The following is a 25,005-nucleotide window of genomic DNA, read 5'->3' on the forward strand; positions in this document are numbered from 1 at the left end:
CCGGCATCAGTCGTCGGAGGAGCTACAAGTCTTTCGTCAGCCCGCTACGGAGGTCACGGCCGAAGTAATGGCCGACGAGCGCGAGCACGAGGCCGACACCGCCGGCGATAGCAAACAGCCGGGTCCCATTCAACCCCGCAGCGAGCTGTGGGAGGAGGGACAGAACGGCCGTCGCACCGCCGCTGACACCGCCCGCCAGCCCCAGTTCGACGTATCGGCGCTCGCTGGCGAGCAGTCCGTAGACGAACCCGCCAAGCAGGATGCCGACCAGTTCCGTGAACGGTACGAGCGGTATCACCCGCCGAGGACCATTCCGCCACCGACCGCACCGAAAGCGAACAGCAGCGCCCGGAGCGAAAAGTAGCTCCCGGACTCTGTCGTTGACGCCTCGGCGGCAGACGACTCCGCGCCGCGCGATTCCCCGACAGTACCGTCCGTCTCTACCGACGCTGTCGTGCCGACATCGACGCCGAGGTCACCGTCCGACTGCGTGTCCGCGTCGCGGGTCCGTTCCTCGGTTCGTTCGGCCATACAGAGTGTGGGGCCGCAAGTAGTATGGTCCTTGTGGGGTCCGCCGGCAGTCCGAGAGATAGCGGCGTGTCGCTCAGATACCCAGCCACTCGTCGTTGCGAACCGAGTAGCCGTTCGACCGGCAGAACTTCGCCGCCTGTCGGCGTACGTCACGAGACCCGGGGGGCTTCTCCTGCTCGTGGATGCGCTCGATAATCCAATCAGCGATAGCCCGAATGCCCTCATCGTCGTCATCCGCATCGATAGCCCGCAGTTCCCGGAACGTCCGCTCGTAGCCGTCCCGCTGTGAGGCGCCAAAGGACGCGCTCTGGTGTTCGGCGGCGGCCTCCACAACGCGTTTCATCGCCCCCGCTACCGTCGGCCGCTGGACTCGCGTCCGGACTTCGGCCGGCGACTCGAAGGACTCGACCTCCGCATCAGGCAGGAGGTCTGCGACAGTGTACGTTCCGGCGACGGACTCGATCTCGTGGTCGCCAACCGTAGCGACCACGTCAGCCGCTGTTGCCGGGAATTCGAGCACTTCGAGTTCTGTCTCGAAATACGCGAGTTCCGTCGGGTCGACCGGCGGCTCGGGTTCGTCCGCGCGCTCAAGCTCCTCAGCGATAGCGCGCTCCCGCTGGCGGCGCTCCTCGTTTTGGGCCTGGGCTTCGCGGCCGTTCTTGTTGTCTGCCATACTTGTTAGGAGAATGTCGAGTGGGATAACATTGTGGTCTGGTACCGTTTGCAGTTCACAGTAACGGATGTCAATGTCCCGGACCGGAACCGCGGCGGACACCACCCGCCGACCGGGTGGCAGGTCCAGCGTGTGGCCGAGATCGCTCGCCGAAACGAGTGGGTTCAAGTCCCACCGGCGGAAAGTGCCGCGCATGAACGCAGGCGACCGGGTCCGCGTCGAGCGCGCGGCCCAGACCTACGAGGGCGTGGTGCTCCCGTCGAGTACGCCCGACCACCTTGTCGTTAAACTCGACGGCGGGTACAACGTCGGTATCGACCGTGAGGGCGCATCCGTCGACGTGCTTGAGTCGGACGTGTACGACGTCGAGAGCGCACAGGACGAACAGGGGACATCGGAAATCGAGTTCGACGACGACCTCCCGACAGTCTCGCTTATCTCCACTGGCGGAACCATCGCCTCGACAATCGACTACCGGACCGGGGCAGTGACGGCCCAGTTCGATGCCGAGGACGTACTGCGGGCGGTGCCGGACCTCGCCGGCATGGCGAACTACCGCGGCCGCGTCGTCGCCAACATCCTCTCGGAGAACATGACCCCGGCGGTCTGGCAGGACCTCGCGAAGGCAGTCCACGAGGAAATCGAGGCCGGGGCGGACGGCATCGTCGTCATGCACGGCACCGACACGATGCAGTACTCCGCGTCGGCGCTGTCGTTCATGCTCGATACGCCGGTCCCCATCGTGTTTACGGGGAGTCAGCGCTCGGCGGACCGCCCGTCCTCGGACAACGTGATGAACGCCGTCTCAGCAGTCGAGGCCGCCACGAGCGACTGCGCGGAAGTGCTGGTCTGTATGCACGCCCACGAGTCCGACGACCGCTGTGCGCTCCACCGCGGCACTCGCGTCCGGAAGAACCACACCTCGCGTCGGGACGCCTTCGAGACCATCGGCGCGAAACCGCTTGGCGAGGTCGATTACGACATCGACGGCGAGAGCACGGTGACGTTCCGCCGGGAGTACGCCGAGCGGGACGCCGCCGATCTGGCGCTGCACGACGACATCGAGACCGACGTGGAACTCCTGAAGTTCTCCCCCGGGATGGACCCGTCGCTGCTGAAAGCCGCCGCTGAGGACAGCGATGGCATCGTCATCGAGGGAACGGGACTGGGCCACGTCAACACCGACTGGATCGAGACTATCGAGGAACTGGATATCCCGCTGGTCATGACCAGCCAGTGTCTCGAAGGGCGGGTCTGTGACCGCGTCTACGACACCGGCCGGGACCTGCTCGACGCCGGCGTCATCGAGGGCGAAGATATGCTCCCCGGTACCGCGAAGGTGAAGCTCATGTGGGCGCTGGCAAACAGCGACGACGTTGCCGACACTATGCAGGAGCCTCTAGCCGGCGAGATTCAGCAGCGCTCGACGCCGTGGCTGTAGCACCGAGCGGTGTGGTAGCCTGCGCGTGACGGGTCGGGCCCGGCGCATCGAAGCGACCCTTTTTTACTGTCGCGAGAGAGCCTGCCCGCATGTCGCCGACTGTTCGGACGGCTCGTCACGACGACTACGACGACATTGTCGAACTGACCAGCGACGTCTGGGCCGACCGTACGATGGCCGATTACATCCCCGACGTGTTCCACGACTGGGTCGACGCCGACGGCGCGGACCGGAAAACCCTCGTCGTCGAGGGTGACGGCCACGCTGTCGGCCTCGCTCAGGCCGTCATGCTCACCGAGACCGAGGCGTGGTTCCAAGGGATGCGCGTCGACTCGGACCACCGAGGGAAGGGGTTCGGGTCGCTGTTAACCGACCACCTCATCGACTGGGCGGCCGACGCCGGTGCGTCAGTCGGTCGGAGCATGGTGTTTTCTTGGAACGAGGCCGGCCTCGGCCAGTCGCTGGCGACCGGCTTCGAAGCGGTCACGTCGTTCCGCTGGGTACACCCAGATCCGGCGGACGAGACGCCTGAGATGAGTGTCGGGAACGACCCCGCCACAGCGTGGCGCTGTTGGCAGGAAAGCGACGGCCGAGACGTACTGTCCGGCCTTGCGCTCGATAGCGGGGAGAGCTGGGCGCTCTCGACGCTGACACGGGCGACACTCGACAGTTTAGCGACCAAGCAGGCGGTCCTGACCGTCGGCGATAAGCCACGAGGAATGGCGTGTCGTGTCCGGACGACCGAATCTGACGGCGAACGACTCGCGGAGTACGCGGTCGGGGTGTGGAGCGATGTCGACGCCGCACGGGCGTTATTCACTGCGATAGCCGCCGATGCGGCGACGCTCGGCGTCGACGGGACACGGGTCCTTATCCCCGAGACACCGCGCCACGTGGCCCAAGCCGCGTACGCCGGCGGAGACATTAGCGAGTGTCCGGACTACGTGTTCGAGATTGACGGGATCGGTGAGTTATCATAACCGATAACGCGGACATAACACTCATTCAGATGCCAGCCATACCGATAGTAGATGAATCTGGTTGGGAGTTCACCAGCATTTCTCTTATATGTCGTGGCATACGGTCTCGCAGCAGTCGGCTGCGGTGTCGGGCTCTACAGAGCGACTCGTATGGAAGATCCCGATACCCGCCGCGGGATGGTCGGGCTTCTCCTCTGTAGCGGCGGCTGGGCGGCGCTGGAACTCGGCTTCCTGATCACGCCCGGAACACTTGGCTACGCGTTCTACCTCGGCAGCCTCATCATCGGTCTGGCGACGGTCGGGGCGTGGCTATACTTCTGCTCGGCATACACCGGGCGGGCCTTCCACCGGAACCGACTATATCGCGTCGTCGCCGTCAGCGTGTACCTCGCTATCGTGACAGTGAAGCTGACGAATCCGCTTCACGGGCTCTACTTCGCCACGCAGTTCGTCTCTGATCCGTTCCCACACTTGGCGATCACACACGGCGTGTTTCACTGGGTGGTGACAGGGCTCTCCTACGCGCTCGTCACCGTCGGCTTCTTCATGCTGTTCGAACTGTTCCTCGAGGCCGACTACGACACCCGTCCACTCGGCGTTCTTGTCGGTATCACGGCGATTCCGGCAGTGCTCGATATCGTCGGGTTCGTCAGCGACATCCTGCTCGACATCAATCACGAACCGCTCGGTGTCGCACTGTTCGCGTTCGGTGTCCTCTACGTGTACGACGAGGCGTTTCTCGCCGTGCAGTTGACCGATGGCGTCGACGAGGCAGTGGTGTACCTCGATGATGGGCACCAGATCAAGGAGTCCAACGGTGAGGCACAGCGGCTCTTCCCCGCGCTGTCTAGGAGCCGCGGACAGCAGCTTGAGGCGGTGTTGCCGGCCGTCACAGAGATACTGCAAACGGACGAGCAGATTCTCGAACGGAACCGGGACGGCGGGACAGAGTACTACCTCGTCAGCGATACCTCGTTTTCGCTTGGACAGGTCGATATCGGTCGGATGCTCGTGTTCACCGATGTAACCGAAAGCGAGCAGCGACGACGCGAGCTTGATCGACAGAACGAGCAGTTGGAGGGGTTCGCCACCGCAATCAGACACGAGCTGTTGAACACGCTGCAGATAATCACCGGCCGTGTCTCCGTCGCCGGTGACGCCCTGAATCGGGGCAACGTCAGTCTGGCAAAAGATTCCCTCCAGTCAACGTCTGAGACAGCCGATCGGATGTCCGAAATCGTCGATGGACTCGCGACGCTGGCTCGACACGGGCAGACAATCGACGAAACGACGGCCGTCGACCTCCAGCCAGTCGTCGACGGAGCCTGGGAACGCGCCGACACCGACGGTCTCACGATGGCGGCTGACGTAGATGGAGCGGTCATCGCCGATCCGACCCGCCTGCGGGATCTCTTCGAGAGCGGGTTCACGTTCGCAGCCCACAACGGCGCGTCGACGGTCACCGTCGAACGGGAAGCCGACGAGATCGTCATCACCGACGACGGGACCCCAGCGGGCGAGACAGCCTCGGAGGCCTTTTTCGAGTACGGCGGCGCGATGCCGGACGCCGAAGCGGGGATGACCCTCCCGAACCTGCGGATGCTCGCCCGGACCCACGGCTGGGACGTGACGCTCGACACTGCGTATCAGGACGGCGTTCGCATCGTTATCTCAAACGTGACAGTGGCGGGGCCACTGGAAAAATAACCTGACCAACAGTCCGCATCAACCGCCGCTAACCGGCGGGAACAACGCGAGTTCCGTCTCCGCATCGACTGTTGTCGCCAGTCCCTCGCCAGCGGCGAACGGGTCTTCACCGTCGACGAGCACCCGGATGTGGTCGGCCAACTCCTCGTTCTCGTCGAGCACCTCCTCGGCGAGCGCCGGTCGCGCCGCGAGCAGCGAATCGAGCGCCGTTTCGACCGTGGCGTCTCCCTCGATATCGACGCTGACCGACTGGCCGTCGGCCACGTCTCGGAGGTGTGCGAACAGTTTCCACTCCATACCCGTACTCCGAGCGTCCGGCAAAAGAGGGTTCCGGACCGCGGTGTGGCCGTTCAGGCGGGCGGGAGACGGACAGTCTGCGACGGCGTACGTCTGGCAGTACGATACCCCCACTCAGTTTGGGTTCTCCGACTCGTCGCCAGCGGTCGGTTCGTCGTCTACGCTGTCTCCGTCCGCACCCGGCGCGTCGGAATCCGCCGAGTCGCTGCCGTCGACTTCGTCGGCAGCAGGCTCTTCGTCCACCTCCCCGATCCGCTCTTCGGGGTCCCACACCTCGACGGTATCGTCGCCGTCGTCCGCCGGCAGGTCGTCAAACGATTCATCCGCAGTCAGATCGGTGCTTGTGTCCTCCACAGCAGCGTTCCGAAGTGACTCCAGTGGGTCGTCGTCCGGAGACTCGTCGCCGGTCTCGGTCGTGCTGTCGTCAGCGTCAATATCAGCCAGATCAGCGTCAGCAGTAGTAGCAGCCGGCCCATCCTCAGCGGCGGTGTCAGTCGCTCCATCGACAGTGGCGCTGTCAGCCGTGGCTGTGTCCGCGTCGGCGTCGGTCTCAGTCCCGACTGGGTCGACGTCACCCGCGCTGTCGTTGGTATCGGCATCAGCAGCAGTCGTATCGGCCGCTACTCCTGTCCCCGCCGTCCCATCGGTCTGGTCGTTCGGGTCAGCAGAGTTGGACGACGCTGACTGGCCATCTTCGTCGCCAGTGCTGTCTTCCGACTCATCCGTCACAGCCGCTGTCGTAGCCGTTTCGCCTGTCCCCTCCGTGGCTTGTTCCAGTCGCCGCAACGCGTCCGGGGTGGCGATTGCGTAGATCGTGTCACCGGCCGCGAGGACGCGCTCGCGGGACGGAATCGTCTCCGGCGCTGTGTCGTCGCGGGTGATCGCGACCACCGAGACCGCCAGACTGCCGACCGGTGCGCCGTCGAGCGTGCTCCCCGGTTCGACAGTGGCAGTGCCCATCGTCTCGTCGGCTGCCCGGAGCAGCGACGCGAACTCCCGGTCGGAACGGTCCTGAACCGGGAGCGTGACAAGCTTGTACTGCGTTTCCGGGTCGAGTTTCGGCGTGTCGGCGGCGTCGATAGCGACCGTTACTACGTCGTCAGCAACGCCACGGAGTTCGCCGGTGAGCACGCGTTTCGCTGGCGATTGCTCCCAGACCTGAACCAGATCGCCGGCACTCGCAGCATGAGCCGGATCGGCCTGAATAGCGACGGCATTCGTCGAGGGCGGTAGCGTCGGGCCGATACCGGCCGCTCGCGAGCCAATCGCGAGGTAGTCGACGGTCCCGTCGTCGGCCAGTTCGACGTCTACGTGGCCGACGCCGTAGTCGGTCTTGAGCCGGACGACCAGCCGGTCCCTGAGTTCGTCTTTCGTCAGCCGCCGTGGGAAGAGGAACCGCCGGTCCGCGAGGGTCTCTTTGGTCTCGTCTGGCATCGGGTCGTAGCCGATGATGTCGTCGATGTCCTCGGGAAGGCGAACGGACGTGACGCGGCCGACAGTCTGGACGATCTCGCTCACGTCGGCGTCGATGTTCCGGCCGCCGGTCGCGGCAAAGAGGTCGACGCCCAGTCGGTCCCCGACGCGCATCCCACCGTAGGCCCCAACGCCGCCAGCGAGGAACGCGGCGATATTCAACAGGACTGCGCCGGCCGCCAGCACGTCCTCGTCGCCGAGGATGACCTCACTGAGCGCAGTTGTCGCGCCGATAACGAGGACGACCGCAGTCAGTCCGAACAGGAGCGCCAACCCGGTCTGAATCCGTTCACGGACGTACCAGCGGTAGAAGACGGCGATAGCGCCCGCCGGCGTCGCGGCGAGAATCGCGATGGCGAGGAGCCAGACAACGCCCTCGACCAGTGCCCGCGGCACCGTTCCCAGTTGCAGGTTCGCCCCGACCTGTGCGAATAGTGTCGGACCGAGCGGCGTCATGCGACCGCCTCCGCGAAGGCATCGAGGTCGGCGCGGCGGCCAATCGCGTACAGTTCGTCGCCGGCCTCGACGGTCGCGTCGCCGCGTGGCGCGACCTGCCAGCCGTCCGGCGTCCGGATAGCGACGACGGCAACGTCGTAGGCCTCCCGAACGTGGGCGTCCCTGAGCGTCGTCCCGTCCAGCGGGCCGTCGGCGCGGACCGTAAGTCGCCGAAATCGGCTTCCGGCCCGGCGGAGCAGGGAGACGAGTTCGTACTCCCGGTGTGTCCCGCGGGGTTCAACCACGACCTTTGGCTGGACCGACCGCAAGAGCGGTTGTACGTCCGTCCGGGTCACAGCGACCGTGAGTCGGCCCTCACCGCCGTCGGTCGTCGGTGCCTGAACCGGCGTCGGGGGCGTCTCGGCGTCGGCTATCTCCGGTTCTGTCGGCGTCTCAGCGGGCGTCTCGTCGACCGACGGGGTCGACCGGGCACTGACGACGGTCCCTCGGACCTGTGCGTCCGCAGTCAGCACCGTCACCTCGTCGTTGCGGGCGAGACCGGTCGGCAACAGCGCGTCCACCGAGACGCCGTGGCGGTTGTCGCCCACGCGCTTCGACAGGCCCGAAAACGGGGGCGCAGCGACGACCGTCGCTCGTCCCTGCTCGTCGATTGAGACGGCGGCATCGCCGAGATCGAACTCCGATTTCAGGCGCTCCTCCATCCGCCGTTCGAGTTCGCCGATACGGAGGTCGGCCGGAAACCGCCACTCCTCACTCCGAATTTCGGCCCGAAGTGACTCCGACAGCGGGGGATACCCCTCCATGTCGGCCACATCGCCGACAACGCGGAGACGGACCTCGTCGCGGCCGCCGACGAATTCGACCACGTCCGAAGAGAGTTTCTTCTCGCGCAGCCCCTTCAGCGAGAGGCGCTTCGGGAACTCCGCGCCGAGCTGGTCACCCTTGCTGTGTGCGTACAGCGACACCATCCCGACGAGAACGATTGCGGTGATGATTCGCTCGGCGTTGGGAGCCTGCGTAATCGACTTGTCCGCCAGTGCCATGAGGCCGCCGCTGACGCCGGCAAGCGCGATTGCCAGCACGACGACACCGAACCCCGGCACGGTAATGCCGGTGAAATACTTGAAACTGAACCCCAGCGCCCACGATACGAGCGCCGGGATCACTCCCACCAATAGCCCCAGATAGATCCCCATCAACACCTCGACCGGGAGCGAAGCCATGTCCACATCCTGCGTGGCCGGTAGTAAATCGCTTCCGGCCCGCGGACAGTACATTTACACCGACCGCTGTAATCTGGATGGGTATGGACAGACCACGGGACTGGCTCGGGGCGCGGGCGACCATTCTCCTGCCGGTGATAGTGGCGGTGCTGTCGTTTATTACCGGGGTTGTCAACATCAGCGCCGTGTCCATTAGCGGGCCGCTCGGGGACCTCATCCCGCCGAGCATCCAGCGGACCGCCGGATTCACCGGTGCGCTCACGGGGTTTACGCTACTTGTCAGTGTCATCGGGCTCCGCCGTCGGCTGCGGGTCGCGTGGTACGCGACCGTGGTCTTGCTTCCCGTCGCGGCAGTCCAAGGCCTCGTACAGAGTTCAGCAGTGTCGCTCCCGCTCGTCGGCACCGTGCCGAGTTCGACGGTTTCGGCTCCGCTCGTCGTCCTCTCGATAGTCTCGCTCCCGACGATGCTGCTGAACCGGCGCCGGTTCGACCGCCCGATCGACCTCTCGACGGCGCAACTGGCCGCGGGCGCTGCGCTCCTCGGTTCGCTCATGTACGGGACGGCGGGCTCGTACGCGCTCCGGGACGAGTTCGCCAACCTCTCGACGGTGACCGACGCGTTCTACTACACGCTCGTGACGGCCAGTACCGTCGGGTACGGCGATGTAACCCCACAGAGCCAGCAGGCGAAACTGTTCGGTATGTCGGTGGTTGTCCTCGGGACAGCCAGTTTCGCCATCGCGCTGGGGTCGCTGCTGGGCCCGGCAATCGAAAAGCGGCTTTCGGAGGCACTCGGAAACATGACTGACGCACAACTGGACCTGCTCGAGAACCACGTACTGGTGCTCGGCCACGGCGACCTGACGGAACCGATTATCGAGGAACTGACCGGCGCGATAGAGTTCGTGGTCATCACTCCAGACACGGAGACGGCCACGCAACTCCAGCAACGGGACATCGCCGTCTTGACCGCGGACCCGAGCGACGAAGAACCGATGCTACGGGCCGGTATCGAGGACGCAGCCGCAGTCGTCGCGGCGACAAACGACGATGCACAGGACGCCTTGGGCATCCTGACGGCACAGACACTCAACCCAGAGGTCAACATCGTCGCCGCGGCGACCGACCGCGAGAACATCGAGAAGCTCCGCCGGGCTGGCGCGGACACGGTCATCAGCCCGGCAGTACTCGGTGGCCATCTCATCGTCCAGTCCGCGCTGGGCCGAGAAGGGATGGAGAACATCGCCGACCACCTGCTCGACGTGCGCGACGAGGACGACGCAGATATCTAGGCTCGGCCGCGGTCGACGATAGCGACGTCCGTTTCCACGTTTTCCAGTCGTTCGAACGTCGGCGGCGAGATGAACCGTGACGCCTTGCTCCGGTCGCGGCTCGCCCCAATCATGACAAGGTCGTACTGCGGAGCGGTATCGGACAGGAACGTCTGGATGTCCGTCCGGGGGACCCGTGTCTCGAACGCACCCTCGTACGGGTCGATGAGGTCCGCGAGCATCTCCTCTGCCCGGCGGCGGTCTCCACGAGAGCCGATGCAGGTCGCGACAGCGACCCGCCCGCTCCGACCGGCCAGTCGCGTGGCGAAATCGACCATGTTGTGGGCCACATCGCTGACAGACCGCACGGGGACAATGACGTGCTTCCAGCGGGTCCGGTCGCTCCGTGACCGATGGACGACGATGTCGCTCTTGCTGCGGAACAACCGCTGTAGATACGGCGTCAGCGCTCCGTGTTGACTCTCATAGGGCGCGACGATAAGGTCGCAGTTCGTTTCGGTTGCGGTCTGCAGCGTCGTTTTCGCCGGTGACCCGTCGTCACTTGCGACGACGACCTGACAGGAGACACCAGTCCGCGTCTCGATTCGGTCGGCGTGGGTCTCAAGCCAGTCGATCTCCGCTTCGAGGTCCGTCTGGTCGGGCGACACCGACGCGTTTGCTGGGTCACCGCCGTCGGCGACAGGACGAGTCTGTGCCGATGGCGAGTCCGACCCGTTCTCCGACCGGATATCCAGCTGTATCGTGTCCCGCGTGAGCGACTGCTGGGTCGTGGTGGTGTTGCTGTCTGAAACCATGTCCAGCAGGACGACTTTCCCGGCCTCATGGGCGGCGGCGAGCCGCGCGCCCAGCATTGCGGTCTGCCCCGCTGAGTCGCCGCGCATTGGGACGAGAACGTGGTCGTCGCCCGACATCGACTCGTAGAGGTATGTCGCCCGCTGCTCGTAGAACTCCTCGCGCCAGACAACAAAGAGGGCTGCCACGAGCGAACTGGCGAGGAAGATGCTAGCGACGAACACCGCCCGCTGGTTCGGTTCGACCAGCAGCGCCAGCAGGGCGGTAGAGTACGACGACGGCTCCTCGATGTCGAGTGGCCAGTGACCACGCCAGTCGCGAAGACGGCGAGGCCGGCACCGAGCGCGCTGACGCCGAACTGGCCGCCCGGGGCCATGAGATAGCTGTTCGAGACGGCGAGTGCGCCCAGCCCACAGACCGCACCGATGGTGAGTCCCGCGACGAACCGCTTCGGGTCGGCGTACTTGCTCGTCGGGTCGACAAAGAGCGTGTACGACCCCGCTGCAAGCGGCGGGAACAGCAGGAAACTCAGCTGTGGAACAGCGTTCGCCAGCGTCGTCACCAACACGATAGCCAGCGGGACGAACACCAGCATCGAGAGGTGGACGAGGTTTTCGGTTACCTCGGCCCACCGCCTGAAGTCCTGTAGTTCGCGGCGCTCGACCCGCCGGAGTCGTCTGGCCGCCGCGTGGAGTCGCTTCCGGAACTGGTCGAGCATACCGTTTTGCAGGGGAGATGGTCTGTTAAGCCCTCCGCCGGGAAGCGGCGCGACCGCTCGCTCACACGGGTCCGCCAGCCCGACGGGCCGTTGAAGTCCGACAGTCCCGACGCCTACAGCGACGTGGTCGCTGTCAGACTGATTTCGATGGCGCGCTCGACGTTGTTCTTGGCTTTCTCGGGGAGCTCCTCGTCTTCGGTTTCGCCCTTCTGTGTCCCCTCGACGAGGTTCCCGTCGACGGTACAGATAGCGCCCGAGCGCAGGCCCTTGCGACGACACAGCGAGAACAGCGCGGCGGCCTCCATCTCGACGGCGAGCAGACCGGCGTCTTCCCAGTCGTTGATGTACTCGTCCGTCTCCGCGTAGAAGGCGTCGTCCGTGGCGATGGGGCCGACGTGAACGTCTTCGTCGTTCGCCTCGGCGGCGTCGACTAGCGACGAGAGCACGTCGTAGTCGGGGACAGCCGGGACAGACTTGGATTCGTAGCGCTGGGACGTTCCCTCGTCCTTGGCTGCGCCGTTAGCGACGACCATGTCGCCGATTTCGATGCCTTCCTGAAGCGCGCCGGTCGTGCCAACGCGGATGAGGGTCTCGACGCCGACCGCTTCCAGTTCCTCGACAGCAATGGCCGTCGACGGCGACCCGATACCGGTCGAGCAGATCGTCAGTTCGCGGCCGTCGTAGGTCGCATTGACGAGCTTGTACTCGCGGTTCTCCGCGACGACCTCGTGGTCGTCACAGAGGCCTGCAATGCGGTCGACGCGCCCGGGGTCGCCCGGTACGAGCGCGATGTCTGTCAGGTCACCCGGTTCGACGAGTAGATGGGGTTGTTTCGCCATACCGGCCAGTCGGACGGAACTATTTAGTAGTCAGTGGATTCCCGTCGGTCGCAACAGTGAGGGCGGACCCCCGAGAGAGAGGACATATGGCAGACGAAATCTCGCTGTTCGACAGGCGAATGCGAGGGCCGGCGGGTATCGCTATCGCCGCCGGCGTCGTCCTCGGACTGCTGACCGGCTACACCGTCGGCGCGGGAACGCCGGGCGGCCCCTCGTGGACCCTCGTCGTCCCGTTCGCGCTGCTTGCCAGCGTATTCCTGTATCTCGGGGCCTACAGAAACCTCTCGAAGCGGGTTGAGGACACGTAGCTTACAGCCATGTGACGAGCACCGGGACGAACAGCGCGAGCGCCGTGCCGAAGATAAACGCCGTGAGTGCCCACTGTCGGATGACCTCGTCAGCGTCGTCGCGGACGCTGCCGCCGAAGCGGGGCATGGCGATGCGAGCGAAAAAGTAGTAAATGAACGCGGAGATGCCTGCAACACCGAGGAGATGGGGTATCAGCGGGACGCCGTTGAGCGAGATTGCCGTCGGAAGCACGAACGAGAGCCCTGCGACGACCGCGCCGTACAGTAGCGCCGCGACGAGGGCGGTGCCGTGGTGCACGGCGACGGCGAGGGGGCGACCCACTGCGGCCGGGTCGGCACGGGTGAGTCCGGCCGCGGCGACGTGCGCCGGCAGGTACCCCTCGTCCTGTGTCATCATCGGGATGTTCAACAACAGGCCGACAACCGCGCCAGCGACAACACAGGCGAACGCCCACTGGGTGATGGGGTAGTCAAGCACATGTTTCCCTTGCTCGCGGTGCCAATGAGCATTGTGTCATGCCATCGGATCAGAGAAGAACCACCAGTTCCGGCGAAACGGTGCGATAACGCGGGAGCGCTGTGAGGACACGCGACTCCAGAAAGATCACGGAACGCGCTAGCGGTAGCGGTTACACTGCGACAGTCACGACAGCAGTGTATCATGTCTCCGGCAGAGCACGCTATGGCAGCACAAGGTCACCAAACTCGGCTCAACAGCACTGTTGTAGCGTTCCGGGTCCGGCCGGTACGCCCGGACTCGGGGACCGATTCACCCAATATATCACACCACAACAATATATATGCCGTCATCTCAATATCTACGATAAATTATACTATGACACAACAGCGCTATCAGAACGGGAAGCGGGTGATTAAGCGCTGGGACGAGGTTTTCAAGGCCGTTACGGCCGAGCCACGGCGGCAGCTCATTATCGCGTTGTCGGATGCCCACCCGGACGAGACGGTCCCGCTCCCCGAGAGTGCCGTCAATCCCAACGTCCCGCGCGATCCGGAGGTCCTGCGACAGAAACTGTACCACTGTCACCTGCCGATGCTGTCCGACCACGATTTCATTACGTGGGATACAGAGCCACTGGTCGCCGGTCGCGGACCACGGTTCGAGGAGGTAGCCGCCGTGTTCGAGTCACTGCAGTCGAACGCAATAGACATTCCGGAGCCGCTCGTGTTCGGGTGCCAACGACTCGAACGGGAACAGCAGGAACGACTCGACGATTCGCTGGCAGAATAGGTTCTCCTCAGACCGGACTGAACAGGAACAGGACGATGTTGTTCGTGGCCGGGCCGATGCCAACAGCGGTCACGAACGCGAGCAGAAGACTTGCTTCGACGGGGTCCTCTTCGAGATAGTCATCCAGCAGGAAGACGACCCCAATCGCGACGAGCAGTTTGACGAACACGAACAGCCAGCCTTTGCCGAGATACGGGGCTGTCGGGAGCGTGCCGGCAAACTCCATGATGCGGGCCGGAATTGGGGTTCGTTCAGTGATGCCGATAACGTCAGCGCCGACTGCCGTCGAGACGCCGTCAAGCATATGTGCGAACACGACGGTCGGGGCCGCATAGCGCATCCGAACCACGACCGGCGTTCGCCACAGCGCGACCGCGAGCACTGTCACGGCGGTGACGACAGTTGCGACGACGACCGCGACGGTGGGCCAGATGAGCCCCAGCAGACCGGATTCAAGCGCCATCACGACGGCGATGACGAGCAACACCGTCAGGAGTCCGATGCCGATGTACCCCAGATTGCGTGATATCGTCTCGCTGTGGCCGCGTCGGACGCTGAACAGCGTCAGCGTGATCCAGACGACGCCCAGCGTGACGAACGTCGTGAGATACACCGCCGGTGCGCCGAACAGCGGCGCGACCACAGGCCGGTAGGCCTCAATCGGCGGCTGGTGGAACGCGTGGAGCGCGCCGCCGAGTGCCATCCACGGCGTCAGCGCAACCACAGTCCGCTGGTCGATCGGTGGTTCGAGGGCGTACAACAGCGCTGTCACCACAAGCGTGCCCGCAAGCAGCGCCACGGTGTACTCAAGCGGCGGGAGCGCTAACCCCGAAGGCAGTACCATGTCCCTCACGCCGACGCCGATGTGGGAAAAACTTCCGAACGCGGCCGACGGAGGGCCCATCAGGACGGGCGGCGACCATCGGGAAGCGATTACGGAAAGACAGGAGAACCACACCGCCCGCGGCCCACCGTCTTTACGTAGACACCACGTGTCACCCCATCTATGGACGACGTCCCAGACCGGATCGAGCATACGGTCCTCGGACCGACGACGACACCGGCCGACATACGAACCTGCCTCGACGAAGCACTGCAGTACGGGATGCGAGCGTGTATCCCGCCGTGGGCGCTTCCGTTGGCGACTGAATACGCGAACGTCCCGCTCACGGCCGTCATCGACTTCCCGCACGGCCAAGGTCAGACAGATAGTGTCTGTCAGGCGGCCAAGCTAGCTTGGGACGCCGGGGCCGACGAGCTGGATATGGTGTGTAACATAGGATTGCTCAAAGCCGAGGAGGACGACGCCGTTCGGGACCACATCACCGAGGTCGTCGCGAGCGTCCCGGTTCCCGTGAAGGTCATCGTCGAAGCGCCGTTGCTGACCGACGCTGAACTCGAACGGGTCGGACAGCTCGTCGCCGACGCCGACGCGGCGTATCTCAAGACCGCGACAGGGTTCAGCGAGGGCGGCGCGACGGTTCACGACGTGGAAATCCTCAGCAAATACCTCCCGGTGAAAGCCAGCGGCGGCGTCGGGTCGTGGGCCGACGCCGAGGCGATGTTCGAGGCCGGAGCCGAACGAATCGGGGCCTCCAGCGGCGACACCATCGTTCAGGAATGGCAGGCCGCGACGGGCAGGGCGGAGGGTGACGCCGCACCCGAACCGAAGAGAGACCGGGACGACGCGGGTACGACCGACGGCTACTGACCGGACCAATCCGTCGCCCTTTTGCCGACCTAGCGATAGTATCTGGATGAATGGCCCGGTATCACATCGAGACGTACGGGTGCACCTCGAACAGAGGTGAGACCCAGCAGATCGAGCAGGCGCTCCGGGAGGGCGGGCACCACCCCGCCGACGGGCCGGAGTCCGCCGACGTGGCGATACTCAACACCTGTACGGTGCTTGAGAAGACCGAACGCAATATGCTCGCACGGGCCAAAGAACTCGATAACGAAACGCCGGCAGACCTCGTTATCACGGGCTGCATGGCGCTCGCACAGGGAGAGGAGTTCCAGAGTGCCGACATCGACGCCGAGGTGCTTCACTGGGACGACGTGCCCCAGTACGTCCTCAACGGCGAGTGTCCGACAATCACGCCGGACACCGAAACGGTGCTCAACGGCGTCGTCGGCATCCTCCCTATCGCCCGGGGCTGTATGTCCGACTGCTCCTACTGCATCACCAAGCAGGCGACCGGGAAAATCGAATCGCCCTCAGTCGAGGAGAACGTCGAGAAGGCCCGCGCGCTCGTCCACGCCGGCGCAAAGGAAATCCGCATTACAGGTCAAGATACGGGCGTCTACGGCTGGGACACGAACCAAGGGACGAGCCTGCTGCCGGAGCTACTGGACCGCATCTGTACCGACATCGACGGCGACTTTCGAGTCCGTGTCGGTATGGCGAACCCCAAGGGCCTCCACGGCGTCCGTGAGGAACTCGCAGCGGTGTTCGCCGAGCACGACGAACTGTACAACTTCATCCACGCGCCGGTCCAGTCCGGCAGCGACGACGTACTGGCCGATATGCGCCGGCAGCACGCCGTTTCGGAGTATCTGGAGGTCGTCGAGACGCTGGACGAGTATCTGGACTACTGGACGCTGTCGACGGACTTCATTGTCGGCTTCCCGACGGAGGAGTCGGCCGACCACGAGCAGTCGATGGCGCTGCTGCGCGAGACCCGCCCCGAGAAAATCAACGTCACACGCTTCTCGAAGCGGCCCGGGACCGACGCCGCCGACATGAAGGGTCTGGGCGGGCAGACGAAGAAGGACCGCTCGAAGGAGATGAGCGAGGCGAAGATGGAACTGATGGCCGAGGCCTACGAGGAGATGGTCGGCCACACGTCCTCTGTGTTGCTCGTCGAGGACGGCACCGACGAGTCGCTGGTGGGCTACGACGAGGCCTACCGACAGGTCGTCATCGCCGACGCACAAGAGCGTGGCCTCGAAATCGGCGACACGGTCGACGTAGAAATCACGAGCCACAACACCGTGTACGCATTCGGCGAGCCAATCGAGCGGGCGCAGTTGGCGGACTAAACGGGTCGCCGGCTCACGTTTTCAGTGGGGTTCGACTGAGTCGTCAGTCGCCGCTGTAGGCCTCACGGAGGAACGCTAACGCCCCGCCGAACATCGCGAGGTTCCCGAAGAAGGCCAGGCGCTCGCCGCTCCGGTCGTCCGGATCGGCGTTCCAGAAGTCGTGCATCGTCGGAGTCACCACGGCGAGGAACGTGGCGACAGCGCCGGTCGAGAGACGCGGGAGTCGCCAGAACGCGGTTCCCAGCCCGCCGACCAGCATCATCCCCGAAGCCAGCGGGGCCAGCAACTCTGGCGCGGGGACACCCGCCGACTCAGCGTACTCGATAGCGTCTTCCATGTCCCGGAAGTCCTCGGCAGCTTGGAGGGCCACACCGAGGCCAAAGAGCAGTCGTCCAAGCGCTAGCCGACTCCGTGATGAGTCATCACCCATATGCCACTGCATGGCACGGCAACTATTAAAACGTCACTCAAGGTCGGCGAGCCGTTCCACTTCCTCGTCGTCTTTCCACTCCCCGAGTTCCTTCGGGTCGACGTGGATGAACGCGTCGTCGACCTCCGGGAGTTCCTCGATGGATTTGATGACCGCCGTCTCGATGTCGTGGGCCTCGAACAGCGTCAGGTCGCCCTCCACCTCGATGTGGAGGCTCACGTCAATCTCAGGACCGACGTAGTGGGCGATAACGTCGTGTGCGCCGCGGACCTGTGGGTGGTCCAGCGCGCTGCGGAGGATTTCGCGACGAAGGTCCTCCGGTGGTGCGCCGCCGACGAGATAGGTGACGTTTTCCTGTACGACTTCGATACCGGTGTAAATGATACCGATAGCGACGACGAGTGCGGCCAGCGGGTCGGCGATGGGGTAGCCAAGCATCGCGCCGCCGACACCGACCAGCGCCGCTCCCGCGGTAAGTATGTCGTTGCGATTGTCCTTCGCCGTCGCAATAAGCGCCGGGGAGTTCCGGTCTGTGCCCGCACGGAGACAGTAGCGATAGAGGGCGTACTTCGCGACAGCCGAAAACGCGAGCACGAGGACGGCGGCTGGACCCTGTGTCACCGAAATGTTTCCGCTCAGCAGGGCAGTTCCGGCATTCCAGAGGACGAAACCGCCAGCGGCGAAGATACCCGCGGCGACGAACAGCGAGACGAACGGCTCGATGCGTTCGTGGCCGTGGGGATGCTCGAAGTCCGGCGGACGCGTCGTCAGGTACAGCCCAGCAACGATGACCAGCGAGTAGGCGGTGTCGGCGGCGCTGTTGACCGCCTCGGACTGGACGGCGAAGCTCCCGGTGGTGAGCCAGACGCTGGCTTTCAGCAGCACGAGGAGAAGGTTGACGCCGAGAACGAGCAGGCCGACCCGCCTGAGCGTCGCGCGGCGTGACATTGCTCCCCCGTTGTCGGGCCGCCGTCAAAGCCGCTTCGACACTGAGCTACTCCTGTGGCCGAGGCCGGGACGCAAAGGTCGCCGTCGTTGGCGAAAACGGATCGTATACCGACTGGTGGCAGTTACAATACACCTTGTCGGCGGCCTCGAACTTCGCGCTCCCGGACATCGTTTTATACCCGGGATTACAGCAGAGGTGCGTACAGCGGTTCACCCATGCGATGAAATCTTCGTCAGTGGCCGCGTTCAAGAACTCACGGATCTCACCGGCGAGGTCGCTGTACTCGTCTTCACCGGCGACCATCTTCGAGACGGCGGGTGTCCGGAGCACCTGCACCTGAATCTCTTTGACGTCCTCGCCCTGTGAGCGCCAAGTGGCGACCGCTGGCTTGCCGAGACCGTCGCTGCCGATGTTGTTTCCCCACGACTCGTAGTCCTCGAAGTGTTCGACGCGGAGTTTGTCTCCGTCGTCCAGCTGTGATTGCCAGTTATATGTCGCCTTTGACCTGAGGAAGCCGTCACGCTCGGGGTCTGGCTTGAGTCCCGCGGCGGTTTCAAGCCCGCAGTACTGGAACCACTGCTGGGAATAACTCACGCCACCCAGCTCTCCGCTGGCGATACGGAAGGTAGTACCGCCCGCTGTCACTTCTGAGACGGACGGCCACATGCCACGAAGTGCGCCATCAGAGATCTCCAGCGGGACGATTGGCATCGGCCGGTTCGCCGGTCCAGCGATATTCCGGATGCCGACATAGGACACGGTACCGCCACCGACACCGCCTTGGTCGGTCGCCGAGTCAACTGCGAGGCCGCCGACAGTCGTCACTCCCGACAGCGCACCTGCGCCGACCAGTCCTTTAACGAAGCGGCGGCGACCGGACGGGGATGGGTACTTATCACGCGGACCGTGATTTGGAGGGCTCTCTTGTGTCATGGGACCATGCGACAGTTTGGAGGCCACTGAAAAAGGCCCACCCGATGCTTTTCAGCTGGCGGAAATCGGCTGTTTCACCACAGATCTACGTGAAAAGACGACATTTCAGACGGGTTGGCCGGGACGGCCGAGGTTACTCGATTCGGACAGCCCCGTCGTCGGGAACGGTCGTTCCGTCCTGTGACGCAAAGGCGGCGTAGAGTCGGTCGTAGGTGTCTTCGACGGCTTCGACGATGACTTTCGTGTCGCTGATGACCGGCATGAAATTGGTGTCGCCGTTCCACCGCGGGACGACGTGAGTATGGAGGTGGTCGTCGATCGAGCCACCGGCCGCGGAGCCACCGAGGTTCAGCCCGGCGTTAAACGCGTCCGGGGACAGCGCGGTTTCGAGGGCGTCGAACGTCCGCTGTTTCAGTCGGGCGTGGTCCAGCAGCGTCTCGTCGTCGAGATCGCCGTACTCACCGGTGTGGGTGTGGGGAATGACCATCACGTGCCCGGGGTTGTACGGGTAGTTGTTCAGGAGGACAAAGGCGTGGTCGCTTCGCGCCACGAGGTTGTTCGCCCGGTCGTCGTCTTGTGCCTGAAACGCACAGAACACGCAGTCGACATCAGGGTTGCCTTCCTCGCGTTCGACCCACTCGATGCGCCACGGCGCAAACACCTTGTCCATACCGCCAGTTGTCGACCCACCAGCAAAAGCGACGTGACTATTGCCGCAGAAGCACCTCATAAAGGTTTTGGCCGTTCACGGCCACAGACCACTTTCTGCAGCTTTAGGAGAGTTATTAAACATTTTCCGCTCCTCTGAAGCCGTAACTGCCAAAATACGGCTGCCGTCTGGCGATAAACAGTGCTAAACAGACCAGAACGGAATGCGGTTTTTATACTGTGTACCCGTCTTGTATTGACTGGGATGGCAGCGATAAACGACGGCGTTGACATGGCTGAACACTGTTCAACGTGTGACCGTGAAACACCACACGGCGTGCGTGTCCAGATACAGACAGAGTCCGATAAACGCGAAAACGCGGCGTTTTCCCGAGAACCGTACCGGGTCAGTGAGTGTCAGATCTGTGGCACGACCACGTCTACGCGGATGAACAACGCCTGACCATCCCCACACCCCCACCCCATCGTTTCCGTACGCCACGCGGTCTCTGACTGCGTGGCCCACACACCCCCCACCCCACCGTTTCCGTACGCCACGCGGTCTCTGACTGCGTGGCCCACACACCCCACCCTTTCATACGGATCACGGAGGAGGCCACTGACAGTGCTTGAAAACAGTCGCTCGTCGTTTCGTAGCCGTATTACCGCGAGCGCGTCGTCACTTCACAGCCGTCCTCAGTGATGATGACGGTGTGTTCCTTCTGGCTGACGTACGCGCCGTCCTGCTCCTTGAGCACCGGGTAGCCGTGGACGATGTCCTGCTGTTTCAGGCGACGAAGCGCCATCTCTGCCCGGGGCGAGTCCAGCCAGCGGGCGGCAAACGGCAGCGTCCGGTACTCCTCGGTTATCTGTTCGAGGACCTGTCGGGCCTGTCGGTTCCGGACCGACCCCTCCCGCTCGAGGGCAAAAATCTCCTCGTCGGCACCCTCCTGCACCTTGCCGCGGCCGTCGGTGGCGAACGGCTCGATAGCGACCACGTCGCCCACGTCAAGCGTCGCACCCTGTGCGACCTCGCGGTTCGGGATATTCGGTTGGGTGTGTTGCTCCCAGTGACCGAGTCCGTGGCCGGTGAGGTTCACGACGGGGTTGTAGCCGTACCCCTCGATGACATCCTCGACGGCTGCGCCGATCTGACCCACGTCGACGCCGGGGCCGGCAACGTCCAGCGCGGCGTCCAGCGCCTCTGCGGGAGCTTCGGCGAGTTCGTCCTGCCCGGAGAGGTCGACTGTCACGGCGGTATCGGCGAGCCAGCCGTCGACGTGGACACCGATGTCGAGGTTGACCATCTCCTCGCCGAACGTCGCATCGTCGTCGCGCTCGGGCGTGGCGTGGGCCGCCTCCTCGTCGATGGAGATGTTGACCGGAAACGCCGGCTTGCCCCCCAACTCTCGAATCTTGTCCTCGGCCCACTGAGCGATTTCGAGATGGGAGACGCCCACCTCGACGCGTTCGGCCGCTTCGTCGCGCACCTGTGCCAGAATCTCGCCCGCTTCGCGGCATTTCTCGTACTGCTCGGAATTGAAGTCCACGTCAGTCATGCACGCCGGTTAGTCGGTGGCGGGCAAAGGGGTTTCCCTCTGGCTATCGCCTCGCGGTTTGCATCGCGGCGGTGTTCCGTTCGGCCCCGGTGTGGCCGGCGTGGTCGAGGACAATCACGCCAGCACGGCCGCCGGTAGCGTCCTCGAACTCGGCAATCGCTTCTTCGGCGGCCTGTCGCGGGCCGTACGTGTCAAGCAGTTCGACGGCGCGCCGGGCCAACCCGAACCGAGCGATGGTCTCTCCTTCACCGGTCGCGCTCGCGCCGCCGCGGGAATCTGCGTAGAACCCAGCGCCGATCTGTGGCACGTCGCCGACCCGACCCGCCAGCGCAAACCAGCGCCCGGCGGTCGATGTCGCTGCTGCGAGCCGGTTTCCGTCGGTCGCAACCGAACCAACGGTGTCAGTGCCGCGGAAGTGCTCACGGACCCAGTCGAGATGGTCGGCGGGGCCACCGTCAGGCGGGTCCGTACGCTCGTATCGCTCTCGCGTCTCTGCAGTCGTGAGGTCGCGGCCGGTTTCGATGCCTATGCCTGCCGCGAAATCGACGGCCGCGTCACCAGCGAGGAGGACGTGGGGCGTCTCAGTTCCCACGGTACGGGCCACATCTGCGGCGTGTACAACGCCAGACAGTGCACACACTGCACCGGCCTGACCGTTGTCGGTCATCACTCCGGCATCGGTCCGCACCTCGCCGTCACTCTGGACGGCCCCGCCGACGCCGGCGTTGAACGCCGGGTCGGATTCGAGCGGGCGAATCGCGGCCAGTACTGCGTCCATCGGACACTCAGCCTCCGACGCCTGTTCGGCGGCATCGGTGAGTGTCTCCTGCCGATCAGCCGGCGAGTTCGGGGGACTACCCGCGCCGCCGTGAACGATGACGTGCATACAGACCTGTTGACACACGAAACAGGGTGTCATAGAACGGTTACCACACCAAAGAGCAGGGTGAATGCTGAGGTGGTATGGACTCAGCGACCCTGCAAGATGATCCTTCGGTAGAGTCGTTCTTCAATGTCGCGGAGACGGAGACGTTAGCGTTGCTTGAGCATCTCTCCTTCGAGTTTCTCGCAGAGTTCGACGTGTTCGCCCCGGCGGAGACGGGGCGAACACGAGAGCACGAGCCACCAGAGCTGATGCGTGGCTTCCTCCATTGCTACTACAAGGACATCTACGGCATTCGTCCGGTTGAGCGGGAGCTTCAGAACACGGTAGTTTGGCTGAGCTGTGGCTTCGATCGACCGCCGTCAAGAGACGCGGTCGATCGCTTTCTCACCGATCTCGAACACGTCGTTGGCAAGGTCTTCGACCACCTCGTCGAGCAGGCCGTCTGGCGCGGCCTGCTCGACTTGACCTACTGCATTGATTCGACCGACGTGAGAGCGATGCCTGCCGATCAAGACGCTTCGAAGTGCTACGATCCCACCGACGACGAGTACTACTACGGCTACGGCTGTACGATCGTCTCGACCGGGCAAAAGATCCCAATTGCAGCCGAGTTCACCGAGAGCAAACAAGCGCCAGAGGAGACGGCGATGCGCGTCACGCGTGACGCGCTCGCCGTCACCAAGCCGAGATGGATGATTGGCGATAGCGCCTACGACACGCTCGACTGGCACGACCACCTGCTGGCCGCAGGGGTCGTGCCAGTCGCTCCGTACAACGCGCGAAACACCGACGATCCGAAAGACATCGAGTACAGGGTCGAAGACCGTATTGAGGAACACAGCAAGGACGTTCAGCTGAAGCAATCAACCTTAGACGAGACGTACAACCGCCGCACTGGAGTCGAACGAACCAACGAATCAGTCAAGGACTGCGGCCTCGGGCGAACGCACGCCCGAGGCCGCGTCCACGCCCGAGCGCAGGTGTTTCTCGCCCTGTGTCTTCGTCTCGTCGTCGCAATCACCAACTACGAACGCGGAGACAATCCGGGAAGTACGCTCATCACGGTGTGAGAAGAGTTCTATGACACCCTCACACGAAAGGCATATCACCTCCGCCGATGGCCGTTGTGACGTGCCGGTGTGCGGTTGTCGCCCTTTCTTTACGCACTGTGTTACCATGTCTGAGGCAAAGCGGCACGCCTTTAGGGGCGACTGTCAATTGGCGGAATATGGGCTACGATTACGACAAAGTGGAGGTTCCCGACGAGGGACAGCAGATTGAGGTCACGGAGGACGACGAACTCGACGTTCCGGAGAACCCGATCATCCCCATCATCCACGGGGACGGTATCGGGACGGACGTCGGTCCGACCGCACAGAAGGTGCTCGAAGCTGCTGCGAACGCCACCGGTCGTGACATCTCTTGGATGCGCGTCTACGCCGGTGAGTCCGCCCGCGACAAGTACGACGAGAATCTGCCCGACGACACCGTCGAGGCCATCAAGGAGTTCAACGTCGCTATCAAGGGACCGCTGACGACGCCGGTCGGCGCTGGCTTCCGCTCGCTGAACGTCGCGCTCCGGAAGACGCTCGACCTCTACGCGAACGTCCGCCCGACATACCACATCGACGGTGTCCCGTCCCCCGTGAAAGACCCCGAGGAGATGGACATGGTCACGTTCCGGGAGAACACCGAAGATGTCTACGCCGGCATCGAGTGGGAGGCCGGCACCGACGAAGTCGAGGAGGTCAAGGAGTTCGTCGAGGACGAGATGAACTTCGACGAGACCATCCACGACGGCCCGGTCGGCATCGGCGTCAAGCCGATCACCGAGTTCGGGACCAAGCGCCTCGTCCGCGAGGCCATCGACTACGCCCTCGAAGAGGACCGCGACAGCGTCACGCTGGTCCATAAGGGCAACATCATGAAGTTCACCGAAGGTGCCTTCCGCGACTGGGGCTACGAGGTCGCCGAAGAGGAGTACGGCGAGCACGTCATCACCGAGGACGAGCTGTGGGACGAGTACGACGGCGAAGCGCCCGAGGACGCGCTCGTTGTCAACGACCGCATCGCCGACAACATGCTCCAGCAGCTCCTGACCCGTACCGACGAGTACGACGTCATCGCGACGATGAACCTCAACGGGGACTACATGTCCGACGCCGCCGGCGCACAGATCGGCGGGCTCGGCATCGCCCCCGGTGCGAACTTCGGCTCGGCCCGCTGTCTCGCAGAGCCGGTCCACGGCTCCGCCCCGAAGTACGCCGGCGAAGACAAGGTCAACCCGACTGCGATGATTCTCTCCGGCCGCCTCATGCTCGAATACATGGGCTGGAAGGACGCTGGCGAACTGGTCCGCGACGCTGTCGAGGAGACCATCTCCTCGGGCAACGTCACCTACGACCTCGAACGCCAGATCGAGGGCGGCACGAAGCTCGCCACGAGCGAGTTCGCCGAGAAGGTCGTCGAGAATATAGAGAAGCTCGCATAACCGAGTCACGCAGACTACCCGAACTCTACTTTTTTTATCACGCCCCCAGTCCGAGACTGGCGAGACGGGCAGAGATACTGTCAGG

General features: G+C 64.0%; 26 protein-coding genes and 1 pseudogene. 11 read left to right on the forward strand and 16 right to left on the reverse strand.

What is annotated here, in order from left to right:
- Positions 1-22: 22 nt before the first annotated feature.
- The 3 genes from Har1129_RS20965 to Har1129_RS11600 all read right to left on the reverse strand — a co-directional run bounded on the left by Har1129_RS20965 (position 23) and on the right by Har1129_RS11600 (position 1,204).
- Complete coding sequence (locus tag Har1129_RS20965) at positions 23-298, reverse strand: hypothetical protein (RefSeq protein ID WP_225307807.1); 276 nt, start codon at positions 296-298, stop codon at positions 23-25.
- On the reverse strand, positions 295-531 hold the full coding sequence (locus Har1129_RS20970; protein WP_225307808.1) for a hypothetical protein: 237 nt from the start codon (positions 529-531) through the stop codon (positions 295-297). The genes Har1129_RS20965 and Har1129_RS20970 overlap by 4 nt, the downstream gene beginning before the upstream one ends.
- A gap of 73 nt (positions 532-604) precedes the next feature.
- Positions 605-1,204, reverse strand: a complete 600-nt coding sequence (locus tag Har1129_RS11600) for a hypothetical protein (protein WP_151100795.1) — start codon at positions 1,202-1,204, stop codon at positions 605-607.
- A gap of 193 nt (positions 1,205-1,397) precedes the next feature.
- Here Har1129_RS11600 and gatD point away from each other — a divergent pair, with 193 nt between their 5' ends.
- From gatD to Har1129_RS11615, 3 genes are all read left to right on the forward strand, one after another.
- On the forward strand, positions 1,398-2,645 hold the full coding sequence (gatD, locus tag Har1129_RS11605; protein WP_151100796.1) for a Glu-tRNA(Gln) amidotransferase subunit GatD: 1,248 nt from the start codon (positions 1,398-1,400) through the stop codon (positions 2,643-2,645).
- Between the two features lie 89 nt (positions 2,646-2,734).
- Positions 2,735-3,625 carry a GNAT family N-acetyltransferase gene (locus Har1129_RS11610; protein WP_151100797.1) on the forward strand — a complete coding sequence of 297 codons (891 nt, stop codon included), beginning with the start codon at positions 2,735-2,737 and terminating at the stop codon, positions 3,623-3,625.
- Positions 3,626-3,676: 51 nt separating this feature from the next.
- Positions 3,677-5,332, forward strand: a complete 1,656-nt coding sequence (locus Har1129_RS11615; protein ID WP_151100798.1) for a histidine kinase N-terminal 7TM domain-containing protein — start codon at positions 3,677-3,679, stop codon at positions 5,330-5,332.
- Between the two features lie 18 nt (positions 5,333-5,350).
- Here Har1129_RS11615 and Har1129_RS11620 read toward each other — a convergent pair whose 3' ends face one another.
- The 3 genes from Har1129_RS11620 to Har1129_RS11630 all read right to left on the reverse strand — a co-directional run bounded on the left by Har1129_RS11620 (position 5,351) and on the right by Har1129_RS11630 (position 8,835).
- Positions 5,351-5,629: a ubiquitin-like small modifier protein 1 gene (locus Har1129_RS11620; protein WP_151100799.1), complete on the reverse strand. Its 279-nt coding sequence runs from the start codon at positions 5,627-5,629 to the stop codon at positions 5,351-5,353.
- Between the two features lie 114 nt (positions 5,630-5,743).
- A complete protein-coding gene (locus Har1129_RS11625) occupies positions 5,744-7,558 on the reverse strand; it encodes a TrkA C-terminal domain-containing protein (RefSeq protein WP_151100800.1) in 1,815 nt (604 codons plus the stop codon).
- Positions 7,555-8,835, reverse strand: a complete 1,281-nt coding sequence (locus Har1129_RS11630; protein ID WP_151100801.1) for a potassium channel family protein — start codon at positions 8,833-8,835, stop codon at positions 7,555-7,557. The genes Har1129_RS11625 and Har1129_RS11630 overlap by 4 nt, the downstream gene beginning before the upstream one ends.
- Positions 8,836-8,864: 29 nt before the next feature.
- On the opposite strand from Har1129_RS11630, the gene Har1129_RS11635 reads away from it, so the two are divergent.
- On the forward strand, positions 8,865-10,073 hold the full coding sequence (locus Har1129_RS11635) for an NAD-binding protein (RefSeq protein WP_151100802.1): 1,209 nt from the start codon (positions 8,865-8,867) through the stop codon (positions 10,071-10,073).
- Here Har1129_RS11635 and Har1129_RS11640 read toward each other — a convergent pair.
- Positions 10,070-11,583, reverse strand: a pseudogene (locus tag Har1129_RS11640) (HPP family protein). The gene Har1129_RS11635 and the pseudogene Har1129_RS11640 sit on opposite strands and share 4 nt — an antisense overlap.
- A 113-nt stretch (positions 11,584-11,696) precedes the next feature.
- Positions 11,697-12,422 carry a nucleoside phosphorylase gene (locus tag Har1129_RS11645; protein ID WP_151100803.1) on the reverse strand — a complete coding sequence of 242 codons (726 nt, stop codon included), beginning with the start codon at positions 12,420-12,422 and terminating at the stop codon, positions 11,697-11,699.
- An 86-nt stretch (positions 12,423-12,508) separates the two neighbouring features.
- Here Har1129_RS11645 and Har1129_RS11650 point away from each other — a divergent pair, with 86 nt between their 5' ends.
- Positions 12,509-12,730, forward strand: coding sequence for a hypothetical protein (locus tag Har1129_RS11650; RefSeq protein WP_151100804.1), 222 nt, complete (start codon positions 12,509-12,511; stop codon positions 12,728-12,730).
- Position 12,731: 1 nt separating this feature from the next.
- On the opposite strand, the gene Har1129_RS11655 is transcribed toward Har1129_RS11650, so the two are convergent.
- Positions 12,732-13,208, reverse strand: coding sequence for a hypothetical protein (locus Har1129_RS11655; RefSeq protein WP_225307809.1), 477 nt, complete (start codon positions 13,206-13,208; stop codon positions 12,732-12,734).
- Between the two features lie 357 nt (positions 13,209-13,565).
- Here Har1129_RS11655 and Har1129_RS11660 point away from each other — a divergent pair, with 357 nt between their 5' ends.
- The gene (locus Har1129_RS11660; protein ID WP_151100805.1) at positions 13,566-13,979 is read left to right on the forward strand and encodes a hypothetical protein; all 414 of its coding nucleotides are present in this window, start codon (positions 13,566-13,568) and stop codon (positions 13,977-13,979) included.
- Positions 13,980-13,986: 7 nt separating this feature from the next.
- Here the strand turns inward: Har1129_RS11660 and Har1129_RS11665 are convergent, their stop codons facing one another.
- Positions 13,987-14,823 carry a DUF63 family protein gene (locus Har1129_RS11665; RefSeq protein WP_151100806.1) on the reverse strand — a complete coding sequence of 279 codons (837 nt, stop codon included), beginning with the start codon at positions 14,821-14,823 and terminating at the stop codon, positions 13,987-13,989.
- A 162-nt stretch (positions 14,824-14,985) separates the two neighbouring features.
- Here Har1129_RS11665 and deoC point away from each other — a divergent pair, with 162 nt between their 5' ends.
- Both deoC and Har1129_RS11675 read left to right on the forward strand, forming a co-directional pair.
- Positions 14,986-15,690 (forward strand): deoxyribose-phosphate aldolase, encoded by a 705-nt coding sequence (deoC, locus tag Har1129_RS11670; protein WP_151100807.1) that lies wholly within the window; start codon positions 14,986-14,988, stop codon positions 15,688-15,690.
- A 50-nt stretch (positions 15,691-15,740) separates the two neighbouring features.
- Positions 15,741-17,024 carry a tRNA (N(6)-L-threonylcarbamoyladenosine(37)-C(2))-methylthiotransferase gene (locus tag Har1129_RS11675; protein WP_151100808.1) on the forward strand — a complete coding sequence of 428 codons (1,284 nt, stop codon included), beginning with the start codon at positions 15,741-15,743 and terminating at the stop codon, positions 17,022-17,024.
- A 43-nt stretch (positions 17,025-17,067) separates the two neighbouring features.
- Here the strand turns inward: Har1129_RS11675 and Har1129_RS11680 are convergent, their stop codons facing one another.
- From Har1129_RS11680 to Har1129_RS11695, 4 genes are all read right to left on the reverse strand, one after another.
- Positions 17,068-17,454 (reverse strand): DoxX family protein, encoded by a 387-nt coding sequence (locus Har1129_RS11680; protein ID WP_151100809.1) that lies wholly within the window; start codon positions 17,452-17,454, stop codon positions 17,068-17,070.
- Positions 17,455-17,487: 33 nt separating this feature from the next.
- Complete coding sequence (locus Har1129_RS11685) at positions 17,488-18,402, reverse strand: cation diffusion facilitator family transporter (protein WP_151100810.1); 915 nt, start codon at positions 18,400-18,402, stop codon at positions 17,488-17,490.
- Between the two features lie 46 nt (positions 18,403-18,448).
- Positions 18,449-19,336 (reverse strand): Rieske 2Fe-2S domain-containing protein, encoded by an 888-nt coding sequence (locus Har1129_RS11690; protein WP_151100811.1) that lies wholly within the window; start codon positions 19,334-19,336, stop codon positions 18,449-18,451.
- A gap of 133 nt (positions 19,337-19,469) precedes the next feature.
- Positions 19,470-20,006, reverse strand: coding sequence for an HIT domain-containing protein (locus Har1129_RS11695; protein ID WP_151100812.1), 537 nt, complete (start codon positions 20,004-20,006; stop codon positions 19,470-19,472).
- Between the two features lie 243 nt (positions 20,007-20,249).
- Here Har1129_RS11695 and Har1129_RS20975 point away from each other — a divergent pair, with 243 nt between their 5' ends.
- On the forward strand, positions 20,250-20,447 hold the full coding sequence (locus tag Har1129_RS20975) for a hypothetical protein (protein ID WP_151100813.1): 198 nt from the start codon (positions 20,250-20,252) through the stop codon (positions 20,445-20,447).
- Between the two features lie 199 nt (positions 20,448-20,646).
- Here the strand turns inward: Har1129_RS20975 and map are convergent, their stop codons facing one another.
- Together map and Har1129_RS11710 are read right to left on the reverse strand one after the other, a co-directional pair.
- Positions 20,647-21,543, reverse strand: coding sequence for a type II methionyl aminopeptidase (gene map / locus Har1129_RS11705; protein WP_151100814.1), 897 nt, complete (start codon positions 21,541-21,543; stop codon positions 20,647-20,649).
- Between the two features lie 43 nt (positions 21,544-21,586).
- Entirely contained in the window at positions 21,587-22,429 is an 843-nt protein-coding gene (locus Har1129_RS11710) for an isoaspartyl peptidase/L-asparaginase (protein ID WP_151100815.1), read from the reverse strand.
- A gap of 77 nt (positions 22,430-22,506) precedes the next feature.
- On the opposite strand from Har1129_RS11710, the gene Har1129_RS11715 reads away from it, so the two are divergent.
- Positions 22,507-23,499 carry a transposase gene (locus Har1129_RS11715; protein ID WP_151098853.1) on the forward strand — a complete coding sequence of 331 codons (993 nt, stop codon included), beginning with the start codon at positions 22,507-22,509 and terminating at the stop codon, positions 23,497-23,499.
- Between the two features lie 158 nt (positions 23,500-23,657).
- Positions 23,658-24,920 carry an isocitrate dehydrogenase (NADP(+)) gene (gene icd / locus Har1129_RS11720; protein WP_151100816.1) on the forward strand — a complete coding sequence of 421 codons (1,263 nt, stop codon included), beginning with the start codon at positions 23,658-23,660 and terminating at the stop codon, positions 24,918-24,920.
- The last annotated feature ends 85 nt before the right edge of the window (positions 24,921-25,005 follow it).

Origin of the sequence: Haloarcula sp. CBA1129 (genome assembly GCF_008729015.1) — an archaeon.
In the GTDB taxonomy this organism is placed as follows: domain Archaea; phylum Halobacteriota; class Halobacteria; order Halobacteriales; family Haloarculaceae; genus Haloarcula.

Bases quoted from the DNA above. Each gene is read 5' to 3' on its own strand.
- Har1129_RS11715 (WP_151098853.1), top strand. From the start codon at position 22,507: ATGGACTCAGCGACCCTGCAAGATGATCCTTCGGTAGAGTCGTTCTTC.
- deoC (WP_151100807.1), top strand. From the start codon at position 14,986: ATGGACGACGTCCCAGACCGGATCGAGCATACGGTCCTCGGACCGACG.
- Har1129_RS11635 (WP_151100802.1), top strand. From the start codon at position 8,865: ATGGACAGACCACGGGACTGGCTCGGGGCGCGGGCGACCATTCTCCTG.
- Har1129_RS11600 (WP_151100795.1), bottom strand. From the start codon at position 1,204: ATGGCAGACAACAAGAACGGCCGCGAAGCCCAGGCCCAAAACGAGGAG.
- Har1129_RS11690 (WP_151100811.1), bottom strand. From the start codon at position 19,336: ATGACACAAGAGAGCCCTCCAAATCACGGTCCGCGTGATAAGTACCCA.
- Har1129_RS11645 (WP_151100803.1), bottom strand. From the start codon at position 12,422: ATGGCGAAACAACCCCATCTACTCGTCGAACCGGGTGACCTGACAGAC.
- Har1129_RS11710 (WP_151100815.1), bottom strand. From the start codon at position 22,429: ATGCACGTCATCGTTCACGGCGGCGCGGGTAGTCCCCCGAACTCGCCG.
- Har1129_RS11695 (WP_151100812.1), bottom strand. From the start codon at position 20,006: ATGGACAAGGTGTTTGCGCCGTGGCGCATCGAGTGGGTCGAACGCGAG.
- Har1129_RS11620 (WP_151100799.1), bottom strand. From the start codon at position 5,629: ATGGAGTGGAAACTGTTCGCACACCTCCGAGACGTGGCCGACGGCCAG.
- gatD (WP_151100796.1), top strand. From the start codon at position 1,398: ATGAACGCAGGCGACCGGGTCCGCGTCGAGCGCGCGGCCCAGACCTAC.
- Har1129_RS11610 (WP_151100797.1), top strand. From the start codon at position 2,735: ATGTCGCCGACTGTTCGGACGGCTCGTCACGACGACTACGACGACATT.
- Har1129_RS11650 (WP_151100804.1), top strand. From the start codon at position 12,509: ATGGCAGACGAAATCTCGCTGTTCGACAGGCGAATGCGAGGGCCGGCG.
- map (WP_151100814.1), bottom strand. From the start codon at position 21,543: ATGACTGACGTGGACTTCAATTCCGAGCAGTACGAGAAATGCCGCGAA.
- Har1129_RS11625 (WP_151100800.1), bottom strand. From the start codon at position 7,558: ATGACGCCGCTCGGTCCGACACTATTCGCACAGGTCGGGGCGAACCTG.
- Har1129_RS20970 (WP_225307808.1), bottom strand. From the start codon at position 531: ATGGCCGAACGAACCGAGGAACGGACCCGCGACGCGGACACGCAGTCG.
- Har1129_RS11665 (WP_151100806.1), bottom strand. From the start codon at position 14,823: ATGGTACTGCCTTCGGGGTTAGCGCTCCCGCCGCTTGAGTACACCGTG.
- Har1129_RS11685 (WP_151100810.1), bottom strand. From the start codon at position 18,402: ATGTCACGCCGCGCGACGCTCAGGCGGGTCGGCCTGCTCGTTCTCGGC.
- Har1129_RS11615 (WP_151100798.1), top strand. From the start codon at position 3,677: ATGAATCTGGTTGGGAGTTCACCAGCATTTCTCTTATATGTCGTGGCA.
- Har1129_RS11660 (WP_151100805.1), top strand. From the start codon at position 13,566: ATGACACAACAGCGCTATCAGAACGGGAAGCGGGTGATTAAGCGCTGG.
- Har1129_RS11630 (WP_151100801.1), bottom strand. From the start codon at position 8,835: ATGTACTGTCCGCGGGCCGGAAGCGATTTACTACCGGCCACGCAGGAT.
- Har1129_RS11675 (WP_151100808.1), top strand. From the start codon at position 15,741: ATGGCCCGGTATCACATCGAGACGTACGGGTGCACCTCGAACAGAGGT.
- Har1129_RS11680 (WP_151100809.1), bottom strand. From the start codon at position 17,454: ATGGGTGATGACTCATCACGGAGTCGGCTAGCGCTTGGACGACTGCTC.
- icd (WP_151100816.1), top strand. From the start codon at position 23,658: ATGGGCTACGATTACGACAAAGTGGAGGTTCCCGACGAGGGACAGCAG.
- Har1129_RS20975 (WP_151100813.1), top strand. From the start codon at position 20,250: ATGGCAGCGATAAACGACGGCGTTGACATGGCTGAACACTGTTCAACG.